Annotated in this window: 24 protein-coding genes; 11 read left to right on the forward strand and 13 right to left on the reverse strand. The window is 39.1% G+C overall.

Annotated features, from left to right (window positions below; translation table 11 throughout):
- Positions 1–2: 2 nt before the first annotated feature.
- Genes MED134_RS05375 through MED134_RS05395 form a run of 5 tightly spaced genes read left to right on the forward strand, consistent with a single transcriptional unit; the run spans position 3 to position 4,513 of the window.
- On the forward strand, positions 3–902 hold the full coding sequence (locus tag MED134_RS05375; protein ID WP_021778384.1) for a ParB/RepB/Spo0J family partition protein: 900 nt from the start codon (positions 3–5) through the stop codon (positions 900–902).
- A complete protein-coding gene (locus tag MED134_RS05380; protein ID WP_021778383.1) occupies positions 892–1,491 on the forward strand; it encodes a DUF5683 domain-containing protein in 600 nt (199 codons plus the stop codon). The genes MED134_RS05375 and MED134_RS05380 overlap by 11 nt, the downstream gene beginning before the upstream one ends.
- A gap of 1 nt (position 1,492) precedes the next feature.
- On the forward strand, positions 1,493–2,197 hold the full coding sequence (gene dapB / locus MED134_RS05385) for a 4-hydroxy-tetrahydrodipicolinate reductase (protein ID WP_021778382.1): 705 nt from the start codon (positions 1,493–1,495) through the stop codon (positions 2,195–2,197).
- A 51-nt stretch (positions 2,198–2,248) separates the two neighbouring features.
- Entirely contained in the window at positions 2,249–3,868 is a 1,620-nt protein-coding gene (gene lepB / locus MED134_RS05390) for a signal peptidase I (RefSeq protein ID WP_021778381.1), read from the forward strand.
- A gap of 9 nt (positions 3,869–3,877) precedes the next feature.
- On the forward strand, positions 3,878–4,513 hold the full coding sequence (locus tag MED134_RS05395; protein WP_021778380.1) for a WbqC family protein: 636 nt from the start codon (positions 3,878–3,880) through the stop codon (positions 4,511–4,513).
- Here the strand turns inward: MED134_RS05395 and MED134_RS05400 are convergent.
- From MED134_RS05400 to MED134_RS05430, 7 genes are all read right to left on the reverse strand, one after another.
- Positions 4,494–5,525 carry an endonuclease/exonuclease/phosphatase family protein gene (locus tag MED134_RS05400; protein ID WP_021778379.1) on the reverse strand — a complete coding sequence of 344 codons (1,032 nt, stop codon included), beginning with the start codon at positions 5,523–5,525 and terminating at the stop codon, positions 4,494–4,496. The two genes, MED134_RS05395 and MED134_RS05400, sit on opposite strands and share 20 nt — an antisense overlap.
- Positions 5,526–5,528: 3 nt before the next feature.
- Complete coding sequence (locus MED134_RS05405; protein ID WP_021778378.1) at positions 5,529–6,413, reverse strand: rhomboid family intramembrane serine protease; 885 nt, start codon at positions 6,411–6,413, stop codon at positions 5,529–5,531.
- A gap of 9 nt (positions 6,414–6,422) precedes the next feature.
- Positions 6,423–7,157: a rhomboid family intramembrane serine protease gene (locus MED134_RS05410; RefSeq protein WP_021778377.1), complete on the reverse strand. Its 735-nt coding sequence runs from the start codon at positions 7,155–7,157 to the stop codon at positions 6,423–6,425.
- 3 nt (positions 7,158–7,160) lie between these two features.
- Complete coding sequence (gene mutL / locus MED134_RS05415) at positions 7,161–9,041, reverse strand: DNA mismatch repair endonuclease MutL (protein WP_021778376.1); 1,881 nt, start codon at positions 9,039–9,041, stop codon at positions 7,161–7,163.
- A gap of 14 nt (positions 9,042–9,055) precedes the next feature.
- On the reverse strand, positions 9,056–9,343 hold the full coding sequence (locus MED134_RS05420; protein WP_021778375.1) for a hypothetical protein: 288 nt from the start codon (positions 9,341–9,343) through the stop codon (positions 9,056–9,058).
- A gap of 126 nt (positions 9,344–9,469) precedes the next feature.
- Positions 9,470–9,967, reverse strand: coding sequence for a 6,7-dimethyl-8-ribityllumazine synthase (gene ribH, locus MED134_RS05425; protein ID WP_021778374.1), 498 nt, complete (start codon positions 9,965–9,967; stop codon positions 9,470–9,472).
- Between the two features lie 63 nt (positions 9,968–10,030).
- A complete protein-coding gene (locus MED134_RS05430; protein ID WP_021778373.1) occupies positions 10,031–10,816 on the reverse strand; it encodes a tetratricopeptide repeat protein in 786 nt (261 codons plus the stop codon).
- A 143-nt stretch (positions 10,817–10,959) separates the two neighbouring features.
- On the opposite strand from MED134_RS05430, the gene recF reads away from it, so the two are divergent.
- Genes recF through MED134_RS05445 form a run of 3 tightly spaced genes read left to right on the forward strand, consistent with a single transcriptional unit; the run spans position 10,960 to position 12,809 of the window.
- The gene (recF, locus tag MED134_RS05435; protein ID WP_021778372.1) at positions 10,960–12,051 is read left to right on the forward strand and encodes a DNA replication/repair protein RecF; all 1,092 of its coding nucleotides are present in this window, start codon (positions 10,960–10,962) and stop codon (positions 12,049–12,051) included.
- 48 nt (positions 12,052–12,099) lie between these two features.
- On the forward strand, positions 12,100–12,516 hold the full coding sequence (locus tag MED134_RS05440) for a hypothetical protein (RefSeq protein ID WP_038597195.1): 417 nt from the start codon (positions 12,100–12,102) through the stop codon (positions 12,514–12,516).
- Entirely contained in the window at positions 12,516–12,809 is a 294-nt protein-coding gene (locus tag MED134_RS05445) for a DUF721 domain-containing protein (RefSeq protein ID WP_021778370.1), read from the forward strand. The genes MED134_RS05440 and MED134_RS05445 overlap by 1 nt, the downstream gene beginning before the upstream one ends.
- A gap of 78 nt (positions 12,810–12,887) precedes the next feature.
- Here MED134_RS05445 and argS read toward each other — a convergent pair whose 3' ends face one another.
- Positions 12,888–14,819 carry an arginine--tRNA ligase gene (gene argS / locus MED134_RS05450; protein WP_038597203.1) on the reverse strand — a complete coding sequence of 644 codons (1,932 nt, stop codon included), beginning with the start codon at positions 14,817–14,819 and terminating at the stop codon, positions 12,888–12,890.
- Between the two features lie 182 nt (positions 14,820–15,001).
- On the opposite strand from argS, the gene MED134_RS05455 reads away from it, so the two are divergent.
- Together MED134_RS05455 and MED134_RS05460 are read left to right on the forward strand one after the other, a co-directional pair.
- Positions 15,002–15,433, forward strand: a complete 432-nt coding sequence (locus MED134_RS05455; protein WP_035325282.1) for a hypothetical protein — start codon at positions 15,002–15,004, stop codon at positions 15,431–15,433.
- A 4-nt stretch (positions 15,434–15,437) separates the two neighbouring features.
- Positions 15,438–16,874, forward strand: coding sequence for an SDR family oxidoreductase (locus MED134_RS05460; RefSeq protein ID WP_021778367.1), 1,437 nt, complete (start codon positions 15,438–15,440; stop codon positions 16,872–16,874).
- Between the two features lie 250 nt (positions 16,875–17,124).
- Here the strand turns inward: MED134_RS05460 and MED134_RS05465 are convergent, their stop codons facing one another.
- From MED134_RS05465 to trkA, 5 genes are all read right to left on the reverse strand, one after another.
- Entirely contained in the window at positions 17,125–17,532 is a 408-nt protein-coding gene (locus MED134_RS05465; RefSeq protein WP_021778366.1) for an RrF2 family transcriptional regulator, read from the reverse strand.
- 14 nt (positions 17,533–17,546) lie between these two features.
- Positions 17,547–18,488 carry a citrulline utilization hydrolase CtlX gene (gene ctlX / locus MED134_RS05470; RefSeq protein ID WP_021778365.1) on the reverse strand — a complete coding sequence of 314 codons (942 nt, stop codon included), beginning with the start codon at positions 18,486–18,488 and terminating at the stop codon, positions 17,547–17,549.
- A gap of 152 nt (positions 18,489–18,640) precedes the next feature.
- Complete coding sequence (locus tag MED134_RS05475; RefSeq protein ID WP_038600944.1) at positions 18,641–19,615, reverse strand: YpdA family putative bacillithiol disulfide reductase; 975 nt, start codon at positions 19,613–19,615, stop codon at positions 18,641–18,643.
- A complete protein-coding gene (locus MED134_RS05480; RefSeq protein ID WP_021778363.1) occupies positions 19,615–21,111 on the reverse strand; it encodes a TrkH family potassium uptake protein in 1,497 nt (498 codons plus the stop codon). Before MED134_RS05480 ends, MED134_RS05475 begins: the two co-directional genes overlap by 1 nt.
- A gap of 5 nt (positions 21,112–21,116) precedes the next feature.
- A complete protein-coding gene (gene trkA, locus MED134_RS05485; protein WP_021778362.1) occupies positions 21,117–22,466 on the reverse strand; it encodes a Trk system potassium transporter TrkA in 1,350 nt (449 codons plus the stop codon).
- Positions 22,467–22,713: 247 nt separating this feature from the next.
- Here trkA and ubiE point away from each other — a divergent pair, with 247 nt between their 5' ends.
- Complete coding sequence (ubiE, locus tag MED134_RS05490) at positions 22,714–23,442, forward strand: bifunctional demethylmenaquinone methyltransferase/2-methoxy-6-polyprenyl-1,4-benzoquinol methylase UbiE (protein WP_038600947.1); 729 nt, start codon at positions 22,714–22,716, stop codon at positions 23,440–23,442.
- Position 23,443 lies beyond the last annotated feature (1 nt).

Consider the following 23,443-nt stretch of genomic DNA (forward strand, 5'->3'; position numbering starts at 1 on the left):
AAATGGCTAAAGCAACAAAAAAACAAGCACTAGGGCGTGGTCTCTCGGCTCTGCTCAAAGACCCTGCAAATGATATAAACAGTGCAGAAGATAAAAATGCAGACAAGGTTGTAGGTAACATCGTAGAGTTAGATCTAGAAGATATAGATGTAAACCCGTTCCAACCGCGTACTAGCTTTAATGAGGAAACTCTTAGAGAGCTCGCCTCATCTATAAAAGAGTTAGGCGTGATACAACCTATCACGGTACGTAAGATAAGCTTTGGTAAATATCAACTTGTATCTGGAGAGCGTCGTTATAGAGCTTCTAAGCTTATAGGTAACAAAACAGTACCTGCATACATACGTATTGCAAATGATAATGAGAGCCTCACAATGGCCCTTGTTGAAAATATACAGCGTCAAGATCTTGACCCTATTGAAATTGCCCTTTCATACCAGCGCTTAATAGATGAGATAAACCTCACGCAAGAGCAAATGAGTGATCGCGTGGGTAAAAATCGCTCTACCATCACAAACTATTTGAGACTACTTAAACTAGACCCAATAGTACAAACAGGTATGCGAGATGGTTTCTTATCTATGGGGCACGGTCGTGCACTCATAAATGTAGAAAACACAGGTGACCAGCTAGATATATACGAGAAGATTTTACAAGAAAAGCTCTCTGTGAGACAAACAGAAGCCCTTGTAAAAAACTATCACGCTACGGCAAATATTGAGACACCAGCAAAGGAAGAAACACCTAAGTTCATAAAGAAAGGCACAAAAGACTTTGCCGAATATTTTGGTGCAAAGGTTGACATCAAAGTTTCAAAGAATGGGCGTGGTAAGATTACCATTCCGTTTTCTTCAGAAGAAGATTTTAGTCGATTACAGAAACTCATTAAGGGTGCAAAATAATAAACTCCTCTTACTGGTAGTACTCTTGTTTTTTTACGCTTTCGCGAAAGCGCAAGAAGACCCAGCATCTACACTTTTAGATCAAGAAACAGTTACTGCCGTGAGTGATAATGATCCTTATGAACCGTTACGACCTGCAAAGGCTGCCTTTTATGGCGCAGTGTTACCGGGTCTAGGGCAACTCTACAATAAAGATTACTGGAAGTTACCACTTGTATATGGCGCACTGGGATCAAGCATCTATGCCGTATCATATAACTCTACACAATCTGAGCGTTTTAGAACCGCATTTAAAGAACGACTCGCGGGACGTATAGATGAGTTTACTGAAGTAGATGAAGATGGTGTAGCCACCGAAAGATTTTCTGATGACGCCTTACTTAATGGCCAAGAGCAGTTTAGAAAACGTCGTGACCTATTTATTTTAGTATCGGCAGGAGTGTATATACTTCAGATAGTTGAGGCAAATGTAGATGCGCATCTATCGCAATTTGACGTAGATGATGAGCTTACCTTTGGACCAGCAATTTACAATGATGATATGGGCCAAACTATGAACTACGGTCTAACCATAAATTATAAGTTTTAATATGAAAATAGCACTTCTTGGCTATGGTAAGATGGGGCAAACTATAGAAAAAATTGCCGAATCTAGAGGTCACGAGATTGTAGCTCGCGTGAGCTCACCAGAAAATTTCACCCTTGCAAATGCAGATATTGCAATAGACTTTAGCATTCCAGATAGCGCGGTAAACCATATCACAAAATGTTTTGAAGCGGGTATCCCTATTGTGTCTGGCACCACAGGCTGGCTAGATAGTTATGAAGATATGGTGGCGCTTTGCAAAGAAAAAAATAGTGGTTTTATTTATGCATCAAACTTTAGTGTAGGTGTGAATCTGTTTTTTGAGTTTAATAAGAAATTAGCTCAAATTATGGCTCCTCATAACGACTATAAGGTAGATATGACCGAGATACACCATACACAAAAACTAGATGCTCCTAGTGGTACAGCCATCACCCTAGCAGAAGGAATTATAGAGACTACTCCGTATACAAACTGGTCACTTGCCGAAGGACAATCTATAAAAGATAACCACATACCCATCACTGCCGAAAGAGAAGGAACTGTACCTGGTACACATATCATAAATTACAAAAGCGACATAGACACCATAACCTTAAGTCACGAGGCGCACTCAAGACAAGGCTTTGCGCAAGGTGCCGTAGTTGCAGCCGAGTGGTTACTAGGCAAACAAGGAAATTTCTCAATGCGTGATGTTTTAGGTCTATAACCGTAACATAATAGACAAACTTAAGACCTATCACAAACTAAAAGAATACAGATGACACTTACACAATGGTTTATATTTTTTCTTATCGTTCAAGCAGTACACTTTGCCGGAACGTGGAAACTTTACGTACGCGCTGGTAGAAAAGCCTGGGAAGCAGGAGTACCTATTTACAATGCCGTAGTGCTTATGGGTATTATAAATAGACCTAAGTGGTGGACTATCTTACTCTTTGTACCTATTGTAAATCTTATTATGATACCAGTAGTGTGGGTTGAGACAGCAAGGTCTTTTGGGTTTAACAGTTTTAAAGATACAGCGCTCGCAGTACTTACAGGAGGACTTTACCTCTACTATATAAACTATGCAACAGATGCACCGCACATTAAAGGGAGAGATATTAATCCAAAATCATCTAGTGGTGAGTGGACCAGTTCTTTACTATTTGCCATCGTTGCCGCGACCATTGTGCATACGTATTTTATGCAGCCTTTTGTTATCCCTTCTTCTTCACTAGAAAAGACGCTACTTGTAGGTGACTGGCTTTTTGTAAGTAAGTTTCACTACGGTGCTAGAACACCTATAACCACAGTAGCAACACCTATGCTACACGATACTATATATGGTACAAAGACTAAGAGTTACTTAACAAAACCGCAACTGCCTTACTTTAGATTACCAGGTTTTCAAGACATAGAGCGCAATGACATTGTTGTTTTTAGCTGGCCTGTAGACACTCTTGTAGATATTACACCTGGTAATATGCGCGGCAGTGTGAGAAAACCTATAGACAAGAAGTCTAACTATGTAAAACGTGCTGTAGGGGTTCCTGGAGATTCTCTCGAAGTACGAGATGGTTATGTATATATTAATGGAGAGAAGAATGATTTACCAGATCGTGCACGCATACAATTTAGTTACACAATTGTCTCTAAGGAACTTCTTGTAAAAAGAGCTCAAGATGCAAACGGAAACTATGTATTCCCTTCAGATCTTATGAACGGTCGCTATGAGATTTCTGACATCTACCTCTCTGGCGTTCAAGGTGACAATGGACCTTATGTACACACTGCTCAAGCAAGTGAAGCTTCTATAGAAAAGCTCAAAAACAACTCAAACATCATAAGTATAGAGCGCACACATTATGATGCGATAGAAAATAACAAAGCGATTTTTGGTGCAAAACCAGGACGCGCATCTAGTGTAGATAACTTTGGCCCTATATACATTCCTGAAGAAGGGAAGACTGTGGCAATTAACCCAGAAAGCCTTCCATATTACAAACGAATTATAGAAGTGTACGAAGGCTATGAAATGGGTAGAGAGCGCGACATCACGGTTAATGGCAATGAGATATTAATGAATGGTGAGCCGCTTACAGAGTACACCTTTGAGCAAGATTATTACTGGCTTATGGGTGATAATCGTCATAACTCTCAAGACGCTAGAGCGTGGGGTTACGTGCCTTTTAATCACGTAGTGGGTAAACCAGTTTTTGTATGGTTTAGTAAAGATGCAAATGTACCTGGTCTTGCAGGCATACGCTGGGATCGTGTATTTACCACAGTAGGTGGTGATGGACCACTAGTGAGCTATAGATACTGGTTTTTAGGAGCGTTACTGCTTTATATAGGTTGGTCATTTTTTAGAAAGAAAAAACAACCCAAAGCATAATCCATTATAATGAAAGCTGCTCTTATCACTCACGGCTACTGCGCCCCTATCATTCAATATGCTGTAATTGCTCAAACCGAGCAGCTACATATAGAGGCAAATGGAAATTTCCAGAAGCAGTCATACCGCACCCGTATGAAAATTGCCACATCTACAGGTACGCTCACACTCATTATACCTATCCTCCACCGCAAGGATAAAACAGAGAGACAGCGGTATTATGATGTAAAGATTGAGAATAAATTTCACTGGCAGCGTGATCACTGGAGGTCTTTAAAAATAGCCTACCAGACCTCTCCGTACTTTGAGTATTATGAAGATGAGTTTGAGCCACTTTATCATACCGAGTATGAGACACTCATAGATTTTAATAAAGCGTGTCACGCGATTATTATGGAGTGTTTACAGCTAGATATAACGCCTATACTAACAAAAGAATATTTTAAAAATCCTGAGCAGATAGATTGCAGACAGCTTGTAAATGCAAAAAAGGAGCCTCAATACCCTCTACCACAATATCACCAGCTTTTTAATGAAAATCACGGATATTTAGAAAACCTCACCATTTTAGATTTACTTTTTAATCTTGGCCCTAGTGCACAAGATTACCTCGAGAAGATTGACCTTACTGGCTTAAGCGCTTAAAGGTTGCCATAGAAGGTTTGTGATCAGAAAGATCTATATCTCCATACGTTTCAAAATCTAAGACTTCTAGTTGCTCATCTGCAAGTATAAAGTCTATGCGTAATGGTATGATGTCAAACCAGAAGGTTGCTCCTGTACCTGATCCCGCTTTCGCGAAAGCGTCAACCTTATCACCACGCACTTTGCGATACATATATGAAGTTGCGCTATTATTAAAATCACCTGCTACGATAACTTTATGCGGAGAGGCTGCCTCACTCTGTAAAAACTTTTTAACCTGACCTTCTTGTTTTTCGAAAGCAACTCCTAGTCTGCCAAGTAGCTTTTTTGAATTTTCTTTTTGTAGATTATTTAGACTAGGCGACAATCGAAAGGATTGAAAATGCATATTATACGCTCTAATCGTGTCCTCACCCACCTTGATATCTGCATAAATACCGTTGTTCCCTTTTTTTCCAAAATCAAGCGAACCGCTATGAACGATAGGAAACTTTGAAAAAATTACTTGTCCAAATTTGCTATTTGCAGGACGCATTACTTTATGCTTAAATGGATACTTCTTTGCATCTAGCTCAAAGTCGGGGTGATACTCTTGCAGGCAAACAATATCTGGATTTTGATCTTCTATAAATGCGATGGCGCGTTTGCCAACGTTTGCCTCTTCTACCCATCCATAAACATTAAACTGGCGTACGTTATAGGTTAAAAGTGTGAGTGTGTCAACTTGTTTTGTATCACTACCACCACCAAAGCGTATGAGCGAGAATATATGTGTTATCCCTAATGCTAAGATTACGGCAGATAATAGTAATTGTCTTTTGGCTTTAAATAACCAGAATAATAAGAATAAAAAATTAATAATAAGCAGCACCGGAAGCAATAGGCTCAGTACTGACAGTGCCGGAAAAATATGTGGCGGAATGTAAGGCAATAAGTAACTAAAAAGCAATAGCACCGCGCAGATACTATTTATGAGAAAGATAAACTTCTCAAGAAGATTTAGGTTTTTCATTAGTTACTCCTTACCGGCTTTAAAAAGGAAATCTTTTTCGGCTTTTGAGAGGCTGTCATAGCCGCTCTTACTTATTTTATCAAGTATGGCATCTATGCGCTGTTGTTGCTCACTCTTAGTTGCTGTGGCTGTTTTCTTTACAGAGCTAGCACTGCTCTTTTTATTTTTATGCACGGTGCGTAGTGGGCTTTTCTTTTGTCTTTTTGGTTTTTTAGTAAACCAGCCACTCACATTATCAATAAGTCTCTCAAACCAGAGGCCTATATCATTACCTGCTAGTAATTGTTTTGCATAATAAAACCCAAAGGCCGCACCACCCAAGTGTGATATGAGACCTCCAGCGTTACCAGCATCTAGTAATAAAATATCCTTGACTACTATAAATGCAGCAATCCACCATAGTTTTACATTAAATGTAAATATGCGCACCTCTGCATCTGGCGTGTATGTACCTATAAAAACCACAATAGCATTTACTGCGGCAGATGCTCCTAAAAGAACACCAGTACCTCTAAAGACAGGTAAAACATTATATAGTAATGCAAATAACACACCCCCTGCAATAGCTCCTAAAAGATAAATCGCAAGAAACTTCTTTTCTGAAAACAGATTTAAAACAAATCTTGAAAACACGTAAAGGAAAACCATATTCCAAAAGAGGTGACCAAAACCAGAGTGCAAAAAAGCATAAGTCACAACGCTCCACGGTTGTTGTAAAAAGCGTATCACATCTGACGGTAGCACAAAATACTGACTAAAAGCGCCAGAGCCCAAGCCCACTAGCCAAGAGATGATATTGAACAGTACATATACAAGCACATTTACAACAATGAGCTTTATTGCAATATTTGCTGTTTTGTATTTATATGCTATAGATGTGTTTGCCATATGTGTACTTTAATACTTTCCTAACCCCTGTTTTTTCCAGTAGAACATCATTATAAAACCGAATAATGCACCACCTAAGTGCGCCCAGTTTGCAATGTTTGCTCCAAATATTGAGAACCCTGTAACACCAGAAAATAAATCTATTCCTACTAAGATAGGTATAAAGTACTTTGCTTTAATAGGTACAGGTATAAATAGTAGCCCTAGTGACGCGTTAGGAAATAACATACCAAACGCTACAAGCACACCCATTATTGCGCCAGACGCTCCTACTGCTGGAACAGAAAATGATTCATAAAGCGATTGTGCAGTCTCTCTAGGTATTCTCTCACTAAAAGAGCCACTAGTAAGAATATCAGTAATATCTTGGGCATTAAACCCTAAAGCCATTATAGCCTCACTTGCATTAGTGAAGTGGTAGTAATTAACCAATGTATGTATCAAAGCTGCTCCAAGACCTGCTGAGAAGTAAAAGAATATAAAGCGTTTTTGTCCTAGAGCATTTTCTATAGGACTCCCAAACATCCATAAGGCATACATATTAAATGCTATATGCATAGGGCTTGACAAGTCGTGCATAAACATATGCGTAAGTGGTTGCCATACCTGCCAACTAGGGTTTTCTACAAACCACAATGCAAATAATTGCATTGCTGGGTCTGGTTTTATAATAAACAGCGACCCTAAGTAAAAGATCACATTTACTATTAATAATATCTTAACCGTTTCTGTGATTCTTCCCATAGGTTATTTAAATTTTCTATCAAGATCATCACCTGTGATGGTGATAAATGTTTTCTTGTTAGTAGGCGATATACTAGGTTCTTTACAAGCAAAGAGACTATTTACTAAGTGTTCTCTAGAAAGGCTATCTAGCGTCTCTCCTCCTTTTACCGCGAGGCTTTTTGCCATACTCTTTGCAAGTGTGTCTGTCTGGCTAAAACCGCTGTCTGGCACCTCGTTTTCTAAATCACTAAGTAATTGATCTATGACAACTGGCACTTGACTTTCTGTTATAGAAGTAGGGATACCGTTTATTTCTAAAATATCTCCGCTTATGAGACCAAAGATAAAACCTGTATTCTCCAGTCCTTCTTTAAGCTCTTCTATTAAAGCAAGCTCTGTTGTAGAATACGTAAGCGTTAACGGAAATAACAATTGCTGACTCACAGATTCTTTTACTGTTATATTACGCAAAAACTCTTCATACAAGACGCGTTGGTGTGCTTTATGTTGATCTATGATCACCATACCACTCTTAATGGTACTTACGATGTATTTTTTATTGAGTTGGTATGTAGAAGATTCATCTTGACTGACTGCTGTCGCCGCTATAGGTGCAGCTGCTTTTGTATTAAGACCGCTCTCAAACATATTCCCCGTACTCACTTCCTTCTCAAAAGTCACGGTACTACCTGCAGTTGCTTGCGACTCCATTCCCTCATACATCTTCTCCCAGCCAGTTACGTCTGGCTTCTCATAGTCGGGGCGCTGTGCTCCTCTTTTTGGCGCAGGAACGCTCTCAAAGGGATTAAATGTGCGATCTACCTCAATCTTAGGAGTTACCACTCCTTTATTTTTGTAATCATAAGGTGTATCGAGCTCGCTATCTCTATTAAAATCAAGCACAGGTGCAATACTAAACTGGCCTAAGCTATGCTTTATGGTACTACGTAACATCGCATATAAAGCGTGCTCATCGTCAAATTTTATTTCGGTCTTTGTAGGGTGTATGTTTATATCAATCGTAGCTGGGTCTACCTTGAGGTATAGAAAGTAACTTGCTCTCGCTCTATCTGGAAGTAGTCCATCAAAGGCTGCCGTTACCGCGTGATTTAAGTAAGCACTTTTTATAAATCGATCATTTACAAAGAAAAACTGCTCACCACGCGTCTTTTTTGAAAACTCAGGTTTTACTACAAACCCATTTATGGTAAGTATATCTGTCTCCTCTTGCACGGGAACTAACTTCTCATTAGTCTTCCCGCCAAAAATGGCAACAATGCGTTGTTTTAAATTCCCTTTAGGTAATTGAAAAAGCTCCCCCTCGTTATGATACATTGCAAATGCAATATCAGGGTGTGCTAGTGCCACACGCTGAAACTCATCTATCACGTGACGCAACTCAACACTATTTGATTTTAAAAAATTACGACGTGCTGGTATATTAAAAAAGAGATTCTTAACCGCAAGTGAGGTGCCCTTAGGTGTGGCACAAACCTCTTGGGTAATAATCTTACTACCTTCTATCTCTATATGCGTACCCACCTCTGCTCCTTCTGGCCGTGTCTTAAGTGCCACGTGAGCGACAGCCGCTATAGAGGCAAGCGCCTCTCCTCTAAAACCTTTTGTATTAAGATTAAATAAATCATCTGCCGTGGTAATCTTTGAGGTAGCGTGACGTTCAAAACTCATACGAGCATCTGTATCACTCATACCCTTACCATCATCTATAATCTGGATAAGTGTCTTACCTGCATCTTTTACGATAAGCTTTATAGAAGATGCTCCTGCGTCTATGGCGTTTTCAAGTAATTCTTTAACCACAGATGCTGGGCGTTGCACAACTTCTCCCGCAGCGATCTGGTTTGCTACGTGATCGGGTAAGAGTTTTATAATGTCTGCCATTAGGACCTACTACTTTATAGAGGGTTGGTAAAGATGGATAAATCAAAATCTATTATCCAGAGAAAGAGAAATATTAAAATGAGTACGATAAAAAATATAGTGCGGTTGTAACCTCCCTTTCGGCTTTCTTGAAGTTCATCCCAAGCGGTTGTAAACTTCTTCTTTAAACCTTTATTATAAGTTAAGGTTTTACGGTGCTCATCAAAGCGCCCTTCTATCTTAAAAGGACTCCCTTCTTTCTCGCTATTGTAATAGCGAGGCTCATAGCTATACTTCTTATTTGTGCGTTTTACAAATCCCATAATATTGTTATTTCAAATATACGATTTCGTATCCAAAAAGCATACCGAATTTGCGCTCGCTATGCGTTAAAGAGATTTGTTTATGGGGATAAGTACGCTTTCGCGAAAGCGTAAAACTACTACGTATTAAAACTTTGCGTCTTTACGTAATTGTGCCATTTTTATAGCTGCGATAGCGGCTTCTGTACCTTTATTACCGTGCTCCCCACCACTACGAGCTCTCGATTGCTCAATAGTATTATCTGTAAGTACACAGAAAATAACAGGAATATCTTGCTGAATGTTAAGGTCTTTAATGCCTTGAGTAACGCCTTCACATACAAAGTCAAAATGCTTAGTCTCTCCTTGTATCACTGTACCTATAACGATTACAGCATCGAGCATATCATAAGCCTGCGTCATTTTTTTTGCCCCGTAGATGAGCTCAAAAGCGCCTGGCACGTTCCAGCGTACAATGTTATCGTTTATAGCGCCACAATCTTTAAGCGCATCAAATGCTCCTTGAAAAAGTCCTTCTGTAATCTCATCATTCCACTCAGAAACAACAATCCCAAACTTGAAATCTTTCGAGTTTGGGATGGTTGCTTTATCATAGACAGAGAGGTTGTTACCTACTGTTGCCATAATATTATGTTTTAAAAGTTATACCTTAAAGTTACAATATACTTTAAGAATATGACCTCTTAATTAATTTCCTGCTTGTGCTTGACCTAGATAAAGATCTACCTGCGCAGCATAGTCTGAGGTTGCATACTCTTCTTTTACCTGTGTAAGGTATTTTACAGCAGCATCCATTTTTCCAAGCTCTATAGCCGTTACACCCGCTTTAAATAAGAAACGTGGTGTTGTAAAATCGTTTGCATTAAGTCCAGCTGCCTTCTCGTAGTATCCTAGAGCCTCTTCTGGTTGACCTAGTTGCATAAATGCATCACCTATCGCTCCTTTTGCAAGTGGCGCAAGCATCTGGTCGTCTGATGAGAAGTCTTGAAGATGCGAGATTGCCTTCTGGTAATCTTTTACTTCAAGGTAAGACATCCCTGCGTAGTAGTTTGCTAGGTTTCCTGCTGCAGTACCACCGTAGTTATCTGCCACATCTAGAAGACCATACTTACCATTCTTACCGTTAAGAGCCACCATATAAAGTGAGTCCTTTACAGAAGTATTAGTCGCCTCTAGTGCTGTTGTAAAGCTATCTTGAGCTAGTACAAGCTCATTTGCCGCTTCTGCCTCTGCAGGTTCTGCCACAAATTTATTGTATGCTAGATATAATAATGCAATAACAAGAATACCTACTATGATGCCTATTACTGGTTTCTGATTTTTTTCAAACCACTCCTCTGCTTTATTTGCTCCTTCGTCTAGTGATCCAAAAACCTCTGCAGTTGTACTCTCGCTATCGTCTATAAACTCTTCAACTTCTTCCTTTACGGGCTTTGTTTTCGGTTTATATCCTCTTTTATTATATGTTGCCATATTTCGTCGTTTATTAGTCGGGCAAAAATATAATATTTATTGAATTATGAAAGGGAAATTAATGCTTAATTTTGAAGACTTAATAAGCAATATTACTAGATGTTTACCGCTTTCGCGAAAGCGCGCCACACCTACCCCACCCTATGATCTTAAAATCGCTCTCTCTTATAAACTATAAAAACTTTGAGTCAAAGGCCTTTACCTTTGATGCAAAAATTAATTGTTTTGTTGGAAATAACGGCGTGGGGAAGACAAATGTGCTCGATGCGATTTACCACCTTTCTTTTGGAAAAAGCTACTTTAATCCCGTCACAAGTCAAAACATAAATCACAATGCAGACTTCTTTGTAATAGATGGTTTATATGAGAAAAAAGAACGAGATGAGAAGGTTGTAGTAAGTGCAAAAAAAGGCCAGAAAAAGGTTATAAAACGCAATGCAAAAATATATGACCGCTTTGCAGACCACATAGGCTTTTTACCTCTAGTTATTATCTCTCCGGCAGATAGAGACCTCATCACAGAAGGCAGTGACACCCGCCGTAAATTTATAGATGGCGTGATCTCACAAAGTGACAAAAGCTATCTTTCTGACCTACTAGGCTACTCAAAAATACTATCGCAACGCAACGCCCTGCTTAAATACTTTGCGGCAAATAATACATTTAATACAGATACGCTTGCTGTATATAACGAGCAACTAGAAGGTTTTGGCACTCCTATTTTTGAAAAAAGACAGCAGTTTTTAGAGCGCTTTGCACCTATTTTTAATGAGCGCTACAAAGCCATAAGTGGCGATACAGAAAATGTAACCCTTACGTATAACAGCTCACTAAATACAATGCCGCTCAAGCACTCACTTACTAATGCGCTAGCAAAAGATCGCTCCCTACAATATACAAGCGTGGGGATACACAAAGACGACCTACAGTTTGAGATAAATGGCCACCCTGTAAAGAAATTTGGCAGTCAGGGACAACAAAAATCATATCTCATCGCGCTCAAGCTTGCGCAGTTTGATTTTATAAAGCAAGAAAGTGGTACTACACCGCTACTCTTACTCGATGATATTTTTGACAAGCTAGATGAAAACCGTGTGCAACATATCATTGAACTAGTAAACACAAACGACTTTGGCCAGCTGTTTATAAGTGACACCCACCCAGAGCGCACAGAAAATGTGGTAAAAAAAATACACCAGAGTTATGAGCTTTTTCATCTAGAACGAGCACAATAAGCTGTTGTTTTTATCGTAATTTGCAGTACTCATTATTAGAACACTTACGTGAAAAAACTAGTTTATACCCTTCTCGCCCTCCTCATTTTGAGCTGTAGCTCATCCCCACAAGAAAAACTTGCACACATAAACGGTTACTGGGAAATTGCCGCTATAGAGATGCCAGACGGCACCTCAAGAACCTATGGAATGAGTCAAAATATTGACTTTTTTGAAATAAATGAAGACGGGACTGGCGTACGTAAAAAAGTACAGCCCAATGCGCTAGGAGAGTTTATCACCTCAAACGATAGCGAGAACATCAATGCAATTATAGAAGATGATCTTCTTACATTGAGTTATTCAACAGCTTTAGACAGCTGGCAAGAAACTGTAAAAAAAGCTAGCAAAGAAGAGCTCATTCTTATTAATAAAGACGATATTATCTATAAATACCGTAGATATCAACCCCTCATCATAGAGTAATGGCAAAAAGAAACGCAGACCCAATTTCTATAAGTCAAGCGCTGGGAGAATTTGTAGAAAAAAACAAACTAAGCAAAGGTATGGACAAAGTAGATGTCACAGCCGCTTGGTACAAGCTCAATCCAGCATTTGAGACGTATACTACTTCTATACGTTTTGAGAGAGAGACACTCTTTGTAAACCTAAGCTCTTCTGTTTTTAGGGAAGAACTCTCTTATGGTAAAGAAAAAATACGCACAATGCTTAATGAGGAATTAGGCCGTGAGGTTATAAAAAAACTCATCTTGAGATAACAACAAGCTACATTCTAGCATAAAAAAATGCGAGACTATTGTCTCGCATTTTTTGTTTCCTATTTCCAGTACTAAGGACTACATACGCTCTGGAACGTCTATTCCTAATAATCCAAAGGCACTCTCTATTACCTGCCCTACTTCTTTACTAAGGGCCACTCTAAAGCTTTGGTCTGCGACATTATCTGTGCCCAGAATCTGCACCTGCTGGAAGAATGAGTTATACTCTTTTACCAAATCATAGGTGTAGTTTGCGATAATAGCAGGACTCTTCTGGGCCGCGGCAAGCTGTATCGTTGCTGGATAGTCTTGTACAAGCTTAATAAGCTCTTTTTCTTTAGGGTGTAAATCTCTAGCTCCCTCAACACTCGCAGGAACATTAAGCTCCTTAGCCTTGCGTAATATGGCTTGTATACGCACGTATGTATATTGTATAAATGGCCCCGTATTTCCTTGAAAATCTACAGACTCCTTAGGGTCAAAAAGAATTCTCTTTTTTGGGTCTACTTTAAGAATGTAGTACTTAAGAGCTCCCAGACCTATCGTTTTATATAGCGCCTTCTTCTCCTCATCTGTATACCCATCTAGCTTACCTAGCTCTTCAGAGATTTCTCCGGCGGTTGCAGCTACTTCATTTATAAGATCATCTGCATCTACTACAGTACCTTCACGAGACTTCATCTTTCCAGAAGGAAGATCTACCATACCATAACTAAGGTGAAAAAGATTTTCTGCCCAGTCGTATCCTAGTTTTTTAAGTATCAAGAATAATACTTGAAAGTGATAATCTTGCTCGTTTCCTACTGTGTAAATCATACCACCTACATCTGGATGGTCTTTTACACGTTGTATCGCAGTACCTATATCTTGCGTCATATATACTGCAGTACCATCTGCACGCAATACAATTTTTCTATCTAGACCATCTTCTGTAAGGTCACACCATACAGAGCCGTCTGGATCTCTTTCAAAAACGCCTTTTTTAAGACCCTCTTCTATATTGTCTTTTCCTAGTAGGTAGGTGTTACTCTCATAGTAGTAGCTATCAAAATCTACTCCTATATTTTTATAAGTTACTTCAAAACCGTCATACACCCACTGGTTCATTTTTTTCCATAGTGCAACAGTCTCTGCATCTCCAGCTTCCCACTTGCGTAGCATTTCTTTTGCCGCTTGACCTACCTCACTATAGTCCCCAAAATATTGATTTTTAAAAAACTTTTTGAAACCTTTTCTTAAATCTTCCTCCGAAACTTCTATCGCCAAGTGCTTATTTAACTTGACATCTTTAGATTCGATGCTTACGACTTCCTTAAGAATTTTATCAAGTTGAGTTTCCTTCAACTCTTGAAACTTAGATAAACCTTCGTCTGATGTCAACCATTTGGTATATTCTTTTTGAAATACACTTTCAAACTTTACATAGTAATTACCGACTAATTTATCTCCTTTAAGACCTGTAGACTCTGGAGTCTCACCGTTACCATAACGCTCCCAAGCCAGCATAGACTTACAGATATGAATCCCACGGTCATTAATGATTTGAGTTTTATAAACTTTAGAACCTGCTGCCTTAATAATTTCTGACACAGAGTATCCTAATAACACGTTACGTACGTGACCTAGGTGAAGTGGCTTATTTGTGTTAGGAGATGAGTACTCAACCATTACCGCTTTACCGGCTTCTGGTGTTTTTCCAAAATTTTCGGTGGCTTGTATCTCTGCAAAGGCGTTCATATAAAATGCATCTGCCACTACTAAGTTTAAGAAACCTTTTACTACATTAAAAGCAGTAATCTCTTCAACTTGTGCTACGAGGTACTCCCCTATTTGTGTTCCTATCTGTACAGGGTTTCCTTTTACAACACGTAGCATAGGGAAAACCACTACTGTGATATCTCCTTCAAATTCTTTGCGAGTTGCTTGAAATTCGACAGCTGGGAGTTCAGCTTTATAAATTTCGGCAACAGCGGCTTTTACGTGAGTTTCTATAGTAGATTGTAACGACATAGGATCTTGATAGTTGAAAATATAATGGGACTTATTGCGCTTTCGCGAAAGCGTAATTACGACCACGCCACCGCTACACATATTTAAGTCACAGGGTGTCTAAAAATATGGCACAAATATATGTGAAAATTGAAAGAGCGCATAGGGAAACACTAGCGAAACTCGTATCTTTAAAAGAAAAAATGCTTCTTAACGTATCTTACAACAATCCTGATGTAAAGCGCAAAATTAACGAAGAAGTAGGCGAGCCCTACGGATTGCGTGAGCGCATTAAACAAGGCGGCATAGGTATAGGTCACCTTGTCATTACAGAATCTAGCATACAGATCCAGAATTTTCTTGCTCTAGATAAATATCGCAATAAGTGCAATATAGAGCTTAGACCCCGTGGTATTATCATAGGTTTTAGAGCCTTACTAGACAGCTATGCGCTGGTAATTCCCTACTGGAAACTCAACCTTTACAAGGGTCGAGCAGAAGAGTATAGTGTCTATCGCGATAATTATTTTATCAAAATTGAAGCTAAGGCTAAAGATAAAAAAGTGCATAATTTTATGAAGCGTATTCTTGACCAGAAAGCACAGCAATCTCCCACAAACATAGACGACCTGTAAGATTATGAAAATATTACTTACGGGTGCAAATGGATATATAGGGATGCGATTACTCCCTATGTTACTTGAAGAAAATCACGAGGTGGTGTGTGTGGTGCGCAATGAGGCGCGGCTGTCTGTAAGTAAAAAAATAAAGGAACAGATTACTATTATAGAGATAGACTTTCTAGACAAACCAGAAGCAAATAAATTACCGAAAGATATAGATGTTGCCTACTACCTCTTGCACTCTATGAGCTCGAGCACATCAGATTTTGACGAGAAGGAAGAGCTCTCTGCGCTCAATTTTAACACCTATCTCGCTCCTACTAGTTGCCAGCAGGTAATCTACCTAGGGGGTATTGCAAATGATAAAAACTTAAGTAAACACCTACGCTCACGTCAAAACGTAGAGAACACTCTAAAAAAAGGTAAAGCTGCTCTCACAGTACTTAGAGCAGGGATCATTGTGGGATCTGGGAGTTCTTCTTTTGAGATTATACGCGACCTATGTGAGAAGCTACCTGTGATGATTACCCCAAAATGGGTCAATACAAAATGCCAGCCTATAGCTATACGCAATGTAATGCAATACCTCACTGGAGTTTTAGGCAACGAGAGCACTTATAATGATCAATTTGATATAGGTGGGCCAGATGTGCTAAGCTATAAAGAGATGATGCAGCGTTATGCAACAGTGCGCAATCTACCATTGTATATTTTTACAGTACCAGTAATGAGCCCAAAAATCTCTTCATACTGGTTGTATTTTATCACCTCAACATCTTATAAACTGGCACTAAACCTTGTAGATAGTATGAAGGTAGAGGTGATCTCAAGTGACTCTAGATTGCAAGATTTACTAGGCATCACTCCTATAAGTTATGAAGATGCTATTGATTTGGCTTTCGCCAAAATTGAACAAAATCAGGTAGCGAGCTCTTGGAAAGATAGTCTTGTAAGTGGTCGTATTAAAGTAAATCTAGATGACTATATACAAGTACCTAGCTATGGATGCCTCAAAGACAAACAAACCATACATCTAAAAGACCGTAACCTAGCTCTAGAAAATATCTGGGCAATAGGTGGTGATAGAGGCTGGTATTATGGTGACTGGATGTGGAAGATAAGAGGGTATATAGACAAACTTGTAGGAGGCGTAGGCCTGCGCAGAGGAAGAACACATCCAGATAAGATTTTTACAGGTGATGTAATAGACTTCTGGCGTGTGTTACTAGCAAGTAAAGAAGAGCCTAGGTTATTACTATTTGCAGAGATGCGCGTACCCGGAGAAGCTTGGCTTGAGTTTACAATAGATGATAATGATGTACTGCACCAGACGGCAACCTTTAGGCCAAGAGGTATTTTTGGCAGACTATACTGGTATAGTATGCTACCCTTTCACTACTTTATTTTTGGTGAGATGATAAGAAATATTGCTACAAAGCGATTTGAGCAATAAAAAAAGGCGAACCAGAACGTGTATTATCTGAGAGATAAATTCGGTCGCTTTTTAAATCCTACTAAAAAAAATTACCCGTACTGTTTTACCAGTTAATTTTAAAAGTGAAAACTACAAACACTTATAAAATTGCTTCTCTCAATACATTATTCTAGAACGCCTATATGATAAATATAATGCGTTATTCTCTAATTTCCTACACTTTAGATACCGATTCGTGTGAATTTAATACACTTTTACACAAAATCGTTTAAATAAGATCTATAAGTGACTTATTTTCTAAAACTTTTAATGTCTGGTCTCTTACTTCTATCATAAGTATATGAAGACTACACTCCTCTTCTTTGGGACAATCATCACAATGTTCATAAAAGTTAAGACTCACACAAGGCAATAACGCAATAGGTCCCTCTAGCGTGCGTATCACAGATGATATCTTTATATCTTCTGGGCTTTTAATAAGGTAGTATCCACCACCTTTGCCTTTTTTACTACCTAGGTAGCCCGCTTTACGCATAGAAAGTAAAATACTCTCCAGAAACTTTTTTGAGATATTTTCAGAATCTGCGATTTCTTGTATAAGCACTGTTGTATTCTCTGGCTTTTTTGCTAGAAAAGTGAGTGCCTTTAATCCGTATTTTGTTTTTCGCGAAAGCATAATACGAATATACTTTATTCTTCCTTAGGAAGAAACACCTCTGCCATCATACATCTTGCACTACCTCCTCCACAAGTTTCTATCGTACTTAAGTCGCTACTTAAAATCTCACAGTGTTTTTCTATCCTATTAACTTGATCCTTAGTAAGGCTCTGGTGTGCATCTGCACTCATCACTAGGTACTTCTTATCATCTGCTCCCAGTACCTGTAACATATTACCTGCAAAATGATGCATCTGCTCTTCTGTGATAGATATCACTTGCTTACCCGTTTCTTTTAAGTGTTTGAGCACATTTTTACGCTCCTTTTTATCATCTATAGTATCAAGACAGATCACACAAAACTCTTCTGCAAGACACATCATCACGTTAGTGTGATAAATAGGTAATCTCTTACCATCTACCGTTTGGTTTGCAGTAAACACGACTGGTGTGTACTCAAAATCTTCACAAAACTCTATAAACAAACTCTCGTCTGCTCTTGCAGATAAGGCGCAGTAAGCACGCTCGTTCTGGCGGTCCATAAGAATACTACCTGTACCTTCCAGAAAAACATCTTCATCTTCTGCCTCTGTGTAGTCTACAATATTGTTAATAGTAAATCCTTCACTTTCTAGCCTTGCAAGAACTTCTTCTCTGCGTTCTCTTCTTCTATTTTCGGCAAACATAGGGTACAGGGCTACATTACCACTTTCGTGAAAAGATACCCAGTTATTTGGAAAGACAGAATCTGGAGTATTCCCTTTTATATCATCATTTTCAACAATAACGTTTACACCCACGGCGCGCAGCTTTGCAACAAAGTCATCAAACTCCTGTTGTGCTTTTGTGTTGATCTCATCATTTTTAAGACTTATATCTTCTTGAAAATAATTATTAACCGCCGTCTCCTCGTTCATTCTAAACTGAACAGGACGTATCATTAAAATTGTGTTTGTAATTTGTCGTGATGCCATAGCTTACCTCGTGTATGATATTTTTATAAGTAGTGGTGAATATAAAAACTATATCGATTGCGAATTTAGTCGAGAATTTGAGGAATACCTATCTCTTTTTGACTTTTTTATTACTAAAAAAATCGCTCTAAAAATACCTAGATTTACGTGCCTTAAAGCTTGGTAATAAGATCGTCTATAATCATATCGCCGTGCTCACGTGTATTCTCTATAAAGAGTTTGCTTGTGCGCATTCCTGCAGCAATTACCCCAGCAACATATACACGCTCTAGTGGCGTTTCTAGCGTCTCTTCATTATGAATAGGTGTGCGTGTCTCGTCATCTGTAACAGGGAGGCCTAACTTTTCAAACAAGGTATAATCTGGCTTGTAGCCTATCATTGCGAGTACGAAGTCATTTTCTAAGACGACCTTCCCTTCTGGAGTATTTAAAACTACGGTAGACGGTGTTATTTCTTTTACTGTTGTATTAAAGTAAGCCTTTATGGAACCTTCTTTAATTCGGTTTTCAATGTTAGGCTTGATCCAGTATTTGGTTTTTTCATACAGGCCTTCCCCACGTATTGCCATTGTCACCTCTGCATTTTTGTAGTAGGTTTCTAGCGCAACATCACAGGCAGAGTTTGCAGCTCCCACCACAAGTATTTTTTGATCTACATACGGGTGCGGACTGTCATAAAAGTGTTTTACCTTAGGTAGGTCTTCTCCGGGTACGCCTAGTGTGCGAGCGACATCATAAAAACCGGTGGATACTATAACCGCTTTCGCGAAAGCGTTACCCTTATCTGTCTCAATCTCATATCCGCCATCTTTAGGCGTCATTTTCTGTACCTGAGTATAGAGTTTTAATCTTAGTTTCCAGGTGTCTTGCACTCTTCTATAATACTCAAGCGCCTCCTTACGAGTAGGCTTATCTGTATGTGATACAAAAGGAACGCGACCTATTTCTAGCAACTTTGAGGTACTAAAAAAAGTCATATTTTCTGGATACCTGTAGATGGTATTTACGAGCACTCCCTTTTCTACAATAAGGTAATTAAGTCCTTTTTTATGGGCCGCAATACCGCAGGCAAGACCTATAGGACCTGCGCCTATTATTATAAGATCGTATGGTGATTGTGCAAACATCATCTATTTCTCCAGAAAAATGGGGTTAATAAAATAAGTACGGTAAAAAGTTCTAGACGCCCTATGAGCATTAAGAATGCCATCCACCACTTTGCTCCTATAGGTAACCACCCGTAACTATCTACGGGACTTAACCCTCCAAAGGCTGGACCTACATTACCTAATGCAGATGCAGATCCTCCTAGGGCTGTTCTAAAATCAAGTCCCATCGAGGCAAGTACACTTGCGCCTATAATCCAAGAGAGCATATATAATATAAAGAATGCAAGGATGTTAAATATAATAGAGCGATCTACAGATTTTGAATTGTAGCGCACAGGTAGTATAGCGTTAGGGTGCAGTGTTCTTTTAAACTCAACTATAGCATTACGTATGGTAAGCAGGTGGCGCACAACTTTAATACCTCCAGATGTTGACCCTGCAGATCCTCCTAAGAACATAAGTCCGAAGAAAATAACGGTAAGAAAAGGTGTCCACATTGTGTAGTCTGCCGTGACAAATCCTGTGGTTGTGATAACTGCTAGCACTTGAAACAACCCGTGACGAAAAGCAGCTTCTGCCTTACCCCACACCATAGGGTGCTCTATTGTAGACAGACTAAGGTCTGCATTAAAATACATAACTAATGACACTAAAATACCAAAGCCAAAGACAAAAGCCATATAAAGTCTAAACTCCTCATCTTTTAAAATCTTCTGGATTTTACCCTTAAATGCAAAATAGCTTAATACAAAGTTTGTACCCGCGAGGAGCATAAAGAACGTTATGATGTACTGTATAACTGGCTTATCATTCCAGTAAGCTACACTTGCATTTTTTGTAGAAAATCCTCCAGTTGAGAGCGTACTCAATGCGTGGTTTACCGCATCAAAAAATGACATACCAGCCAGCTTAAGCAAGATGGTTTCAATCACTGTAAAGCTTACGTAAATTAACCATAGACGTTTTGCCGTATCAGTAATTCTAGGGTGTAACTTATCTGCACTAGGTCCTGGAGCTTCAGCCGCAAAGAGCTGCATCCCTCCTATACCCAGCAATGGCAGTATAGCAATAGCAAGTACAATGATACCCATACCCCCTATCCAGTGTGTGGTAGAGCGCCAGAAGAGAATACTCTTAGGCAACGCTTCTATATCTGTAAGTATGGTGGCTCCTGTTGTGGTATACCCACTTATAGTCTCAAAAAAGGCATTTGCCACGCCTGGTATAGCTCCTGTAAAAAGGTAAGGCAACATACCACTAAGTGACATAAATAGCCACCCAAAGGTCACAATAATATATCCTTCTCGTTTTTTTACAATTTTCTCGTGCCCACGTGTCATAAACATAAGCAACGTACCAGCAAATGCAGTAAGCAATGCTGCTGCCGAGACTTCAAGACCTACGCCATCTTTTGCAAGAAAACTTACAAGTGCTGCAATGAGCATAAAGCCGCCATTAAAAAGCAGCAGTAATCCCATTAAGTGAAATATAATCTTGTAATTGAGTTTTGGCATTGGGGCTAGATAAACATTTCTTCTACCTTTTTAATAGATCTAGGTAAACAGCATACTACTACACGGTCACCCTTTTCTATTCTAAAAGCACCTAAGGCTATAAGACCTTGATTATTTCTTACTACTCCTGCTATAGTCGCACTTCTAGGGAAGTCTATGTCGCGTATACGTTTTCCTTGCACTTCAGAAGAGTCTTTTACAATAAATTCTAGTAGCTCTGCATTCATATTATTGAGCTTAGTCATTGCTACCACCTCTCCTTTACGGATGTATCTAAAGATATTATTTGCAGCTAGTAGTTTTTTATTGATAAGGGTATCAATACCTATACTCTGTGAGAGCTGGAAGTAATCCATATTCTCAACCAGGGCTATAGTTTTTTGTACTCCTTTTGACTTAGCAACCAGACACGACATAATATTAGTCTCACTATCTCCCGTTACAGAGATAAAGGCATCCATATCGTGTATATTTTCTTCATCTAGTAGCTCTACATTACGACCGTCACCATTTATAACGAGTGCCTTAGGTAGTAAATCTGCTAGGTCAATTGCTTTCTCACGGTTCTTCTCTACTAGTTTTACATTAAATCTATTACTACATAAATCTTTTGCAGTTTTTGACCCGATGTTACTACCGCCCAGTATCATTACGTTTTTGATATTCTGGCGTACTTTACCAGTAAGCTTGTAAATCTCTTCTACACCGCCCTGCACCGTCACAAAGTAAATGTGATCACCTTCCTTAAAAACAGTATCACCTCTAGGGATCAATGTATATTGTGTTCCTTCTCGCTGTATCGCGATAGGCATAAAGTGTAACTCTGGAAAAATCTTTGCTGCCTCTTTCACACTTTTACCTACAAAAGAAGCCGTACGTGATAAGGTCGTACCTACCATAGTAAGTGCTCCATTATCAAACTCGTAACTATCTGAAAAACCACTCTGGTTAAGTAGTAACTCAATCTCACTTGCTGCTAGACTCTCTGGAGAGATTAACTCGTCTATCCCAAATTTCTGAAAGCCTGCCAGCTCCTTGTGCTCAATAAACTCTGTGTTAGATATACGAGCAATCGTGCGCTGTGCACCCAGCTGTTTTGCCAGTACACAAACCGTGATATTTGTAGTCTCGCTGGCTGTAACTGCTATAAGAAGATCTACTCCCTCAACTCGTGAGTCTTGTAGTATCGCAATAGAGGTTGCGTCTCCTTTTATAGTTCTGATATCTAGATGCGTATCTGCATATGACAGACTCTCTCTATTAGTATCTATAAGGGTAATATCTTGAGATTCGTAAGAGAGTAATTTTGCTAAGTGAAACCCTACTTCTCCTGCTCCTGCAATGATTATTTTCATAAATGGATGTGCTCAAAAATGCGTACAAAGATACTACATAGGTGATGGATTAAAAAAAATGCAAGGGTTTATTGCTAGTTTGGAGGGCTTTGTAGGTGCGCTTTCGCGAAAAAAACGAACGGTATTCAAAATAACTAAGCATCTGGAGTTGAAACCCAGAGCAAGACAAATAAGCTTTCGTCAAGAAGATAAAGGGGTTAAGGATTATAATTTTTCGCGAAAGCGTTATCTTTGTAAAAAAATTGAAATGGCCAAAAAGGTAACCCCATATAAGTCTTCAGACCAGTCTAAAAAAGAGCAAGTAGAGCAAATGTTTGATAACATTTCTGGCGAGTATGACGGTCTTAACCGTGTGATCTCTTTTGGGATAGACGTAAAGTGGCGCAAGAAGGTGGTACAACTTGTGGCAGATACTAACCCAGATTCTATCCTTGACATTGCAACAGGTACAGGAGACCTCATTATTAATATGGCAAGTACAAATGCTAGTAAACTAGTAGGTCTTGACATATCTGAAGGAATGCTATCTGTAGGCCGAAGGAAAATTGCTGCCAAAGAACTTGATGACCGCATCGAGATGATGCAGGCAGATAGTGAGAATATGCCCTTTGAAGACCATACTTTTGATGCTATTACTGTAGCCTTTGGGGTACGTAATTTTGAAACATTAGAAAAAGGTCTAGCAGAGATACTACGCGTACTGAAACCAGGAGGAATTTTTGTGATATTAGAAACCTCTGTCCCTACAAAAACACCTTTTAAGCAAGGATACAACTTCCACTCTAAAGTGATCTTACCTTCCGTGGGTAAACTATTTTCTAAAGATAAAAATGCTTACGGCTACCTGAGTGAAAGCGCAAATGCATTTCCTTTTGGAGAGGTACTCAACAATATTTTGCGTAAAATTGGGTTTAAAGACGTGCAACATAAGCCACAAACCTTTGGCGTTGCAACAATTTACACGGCTACAAAATAAT

It is taken from the genome of Dokdonia sp. MED134, from assembly GCF_000152925.2.
Lineage (GTDB): Bacteria > Bacteroidota > Bacteroidia > Flavobacteriales > Flavobacteriaceae > Dokdonia.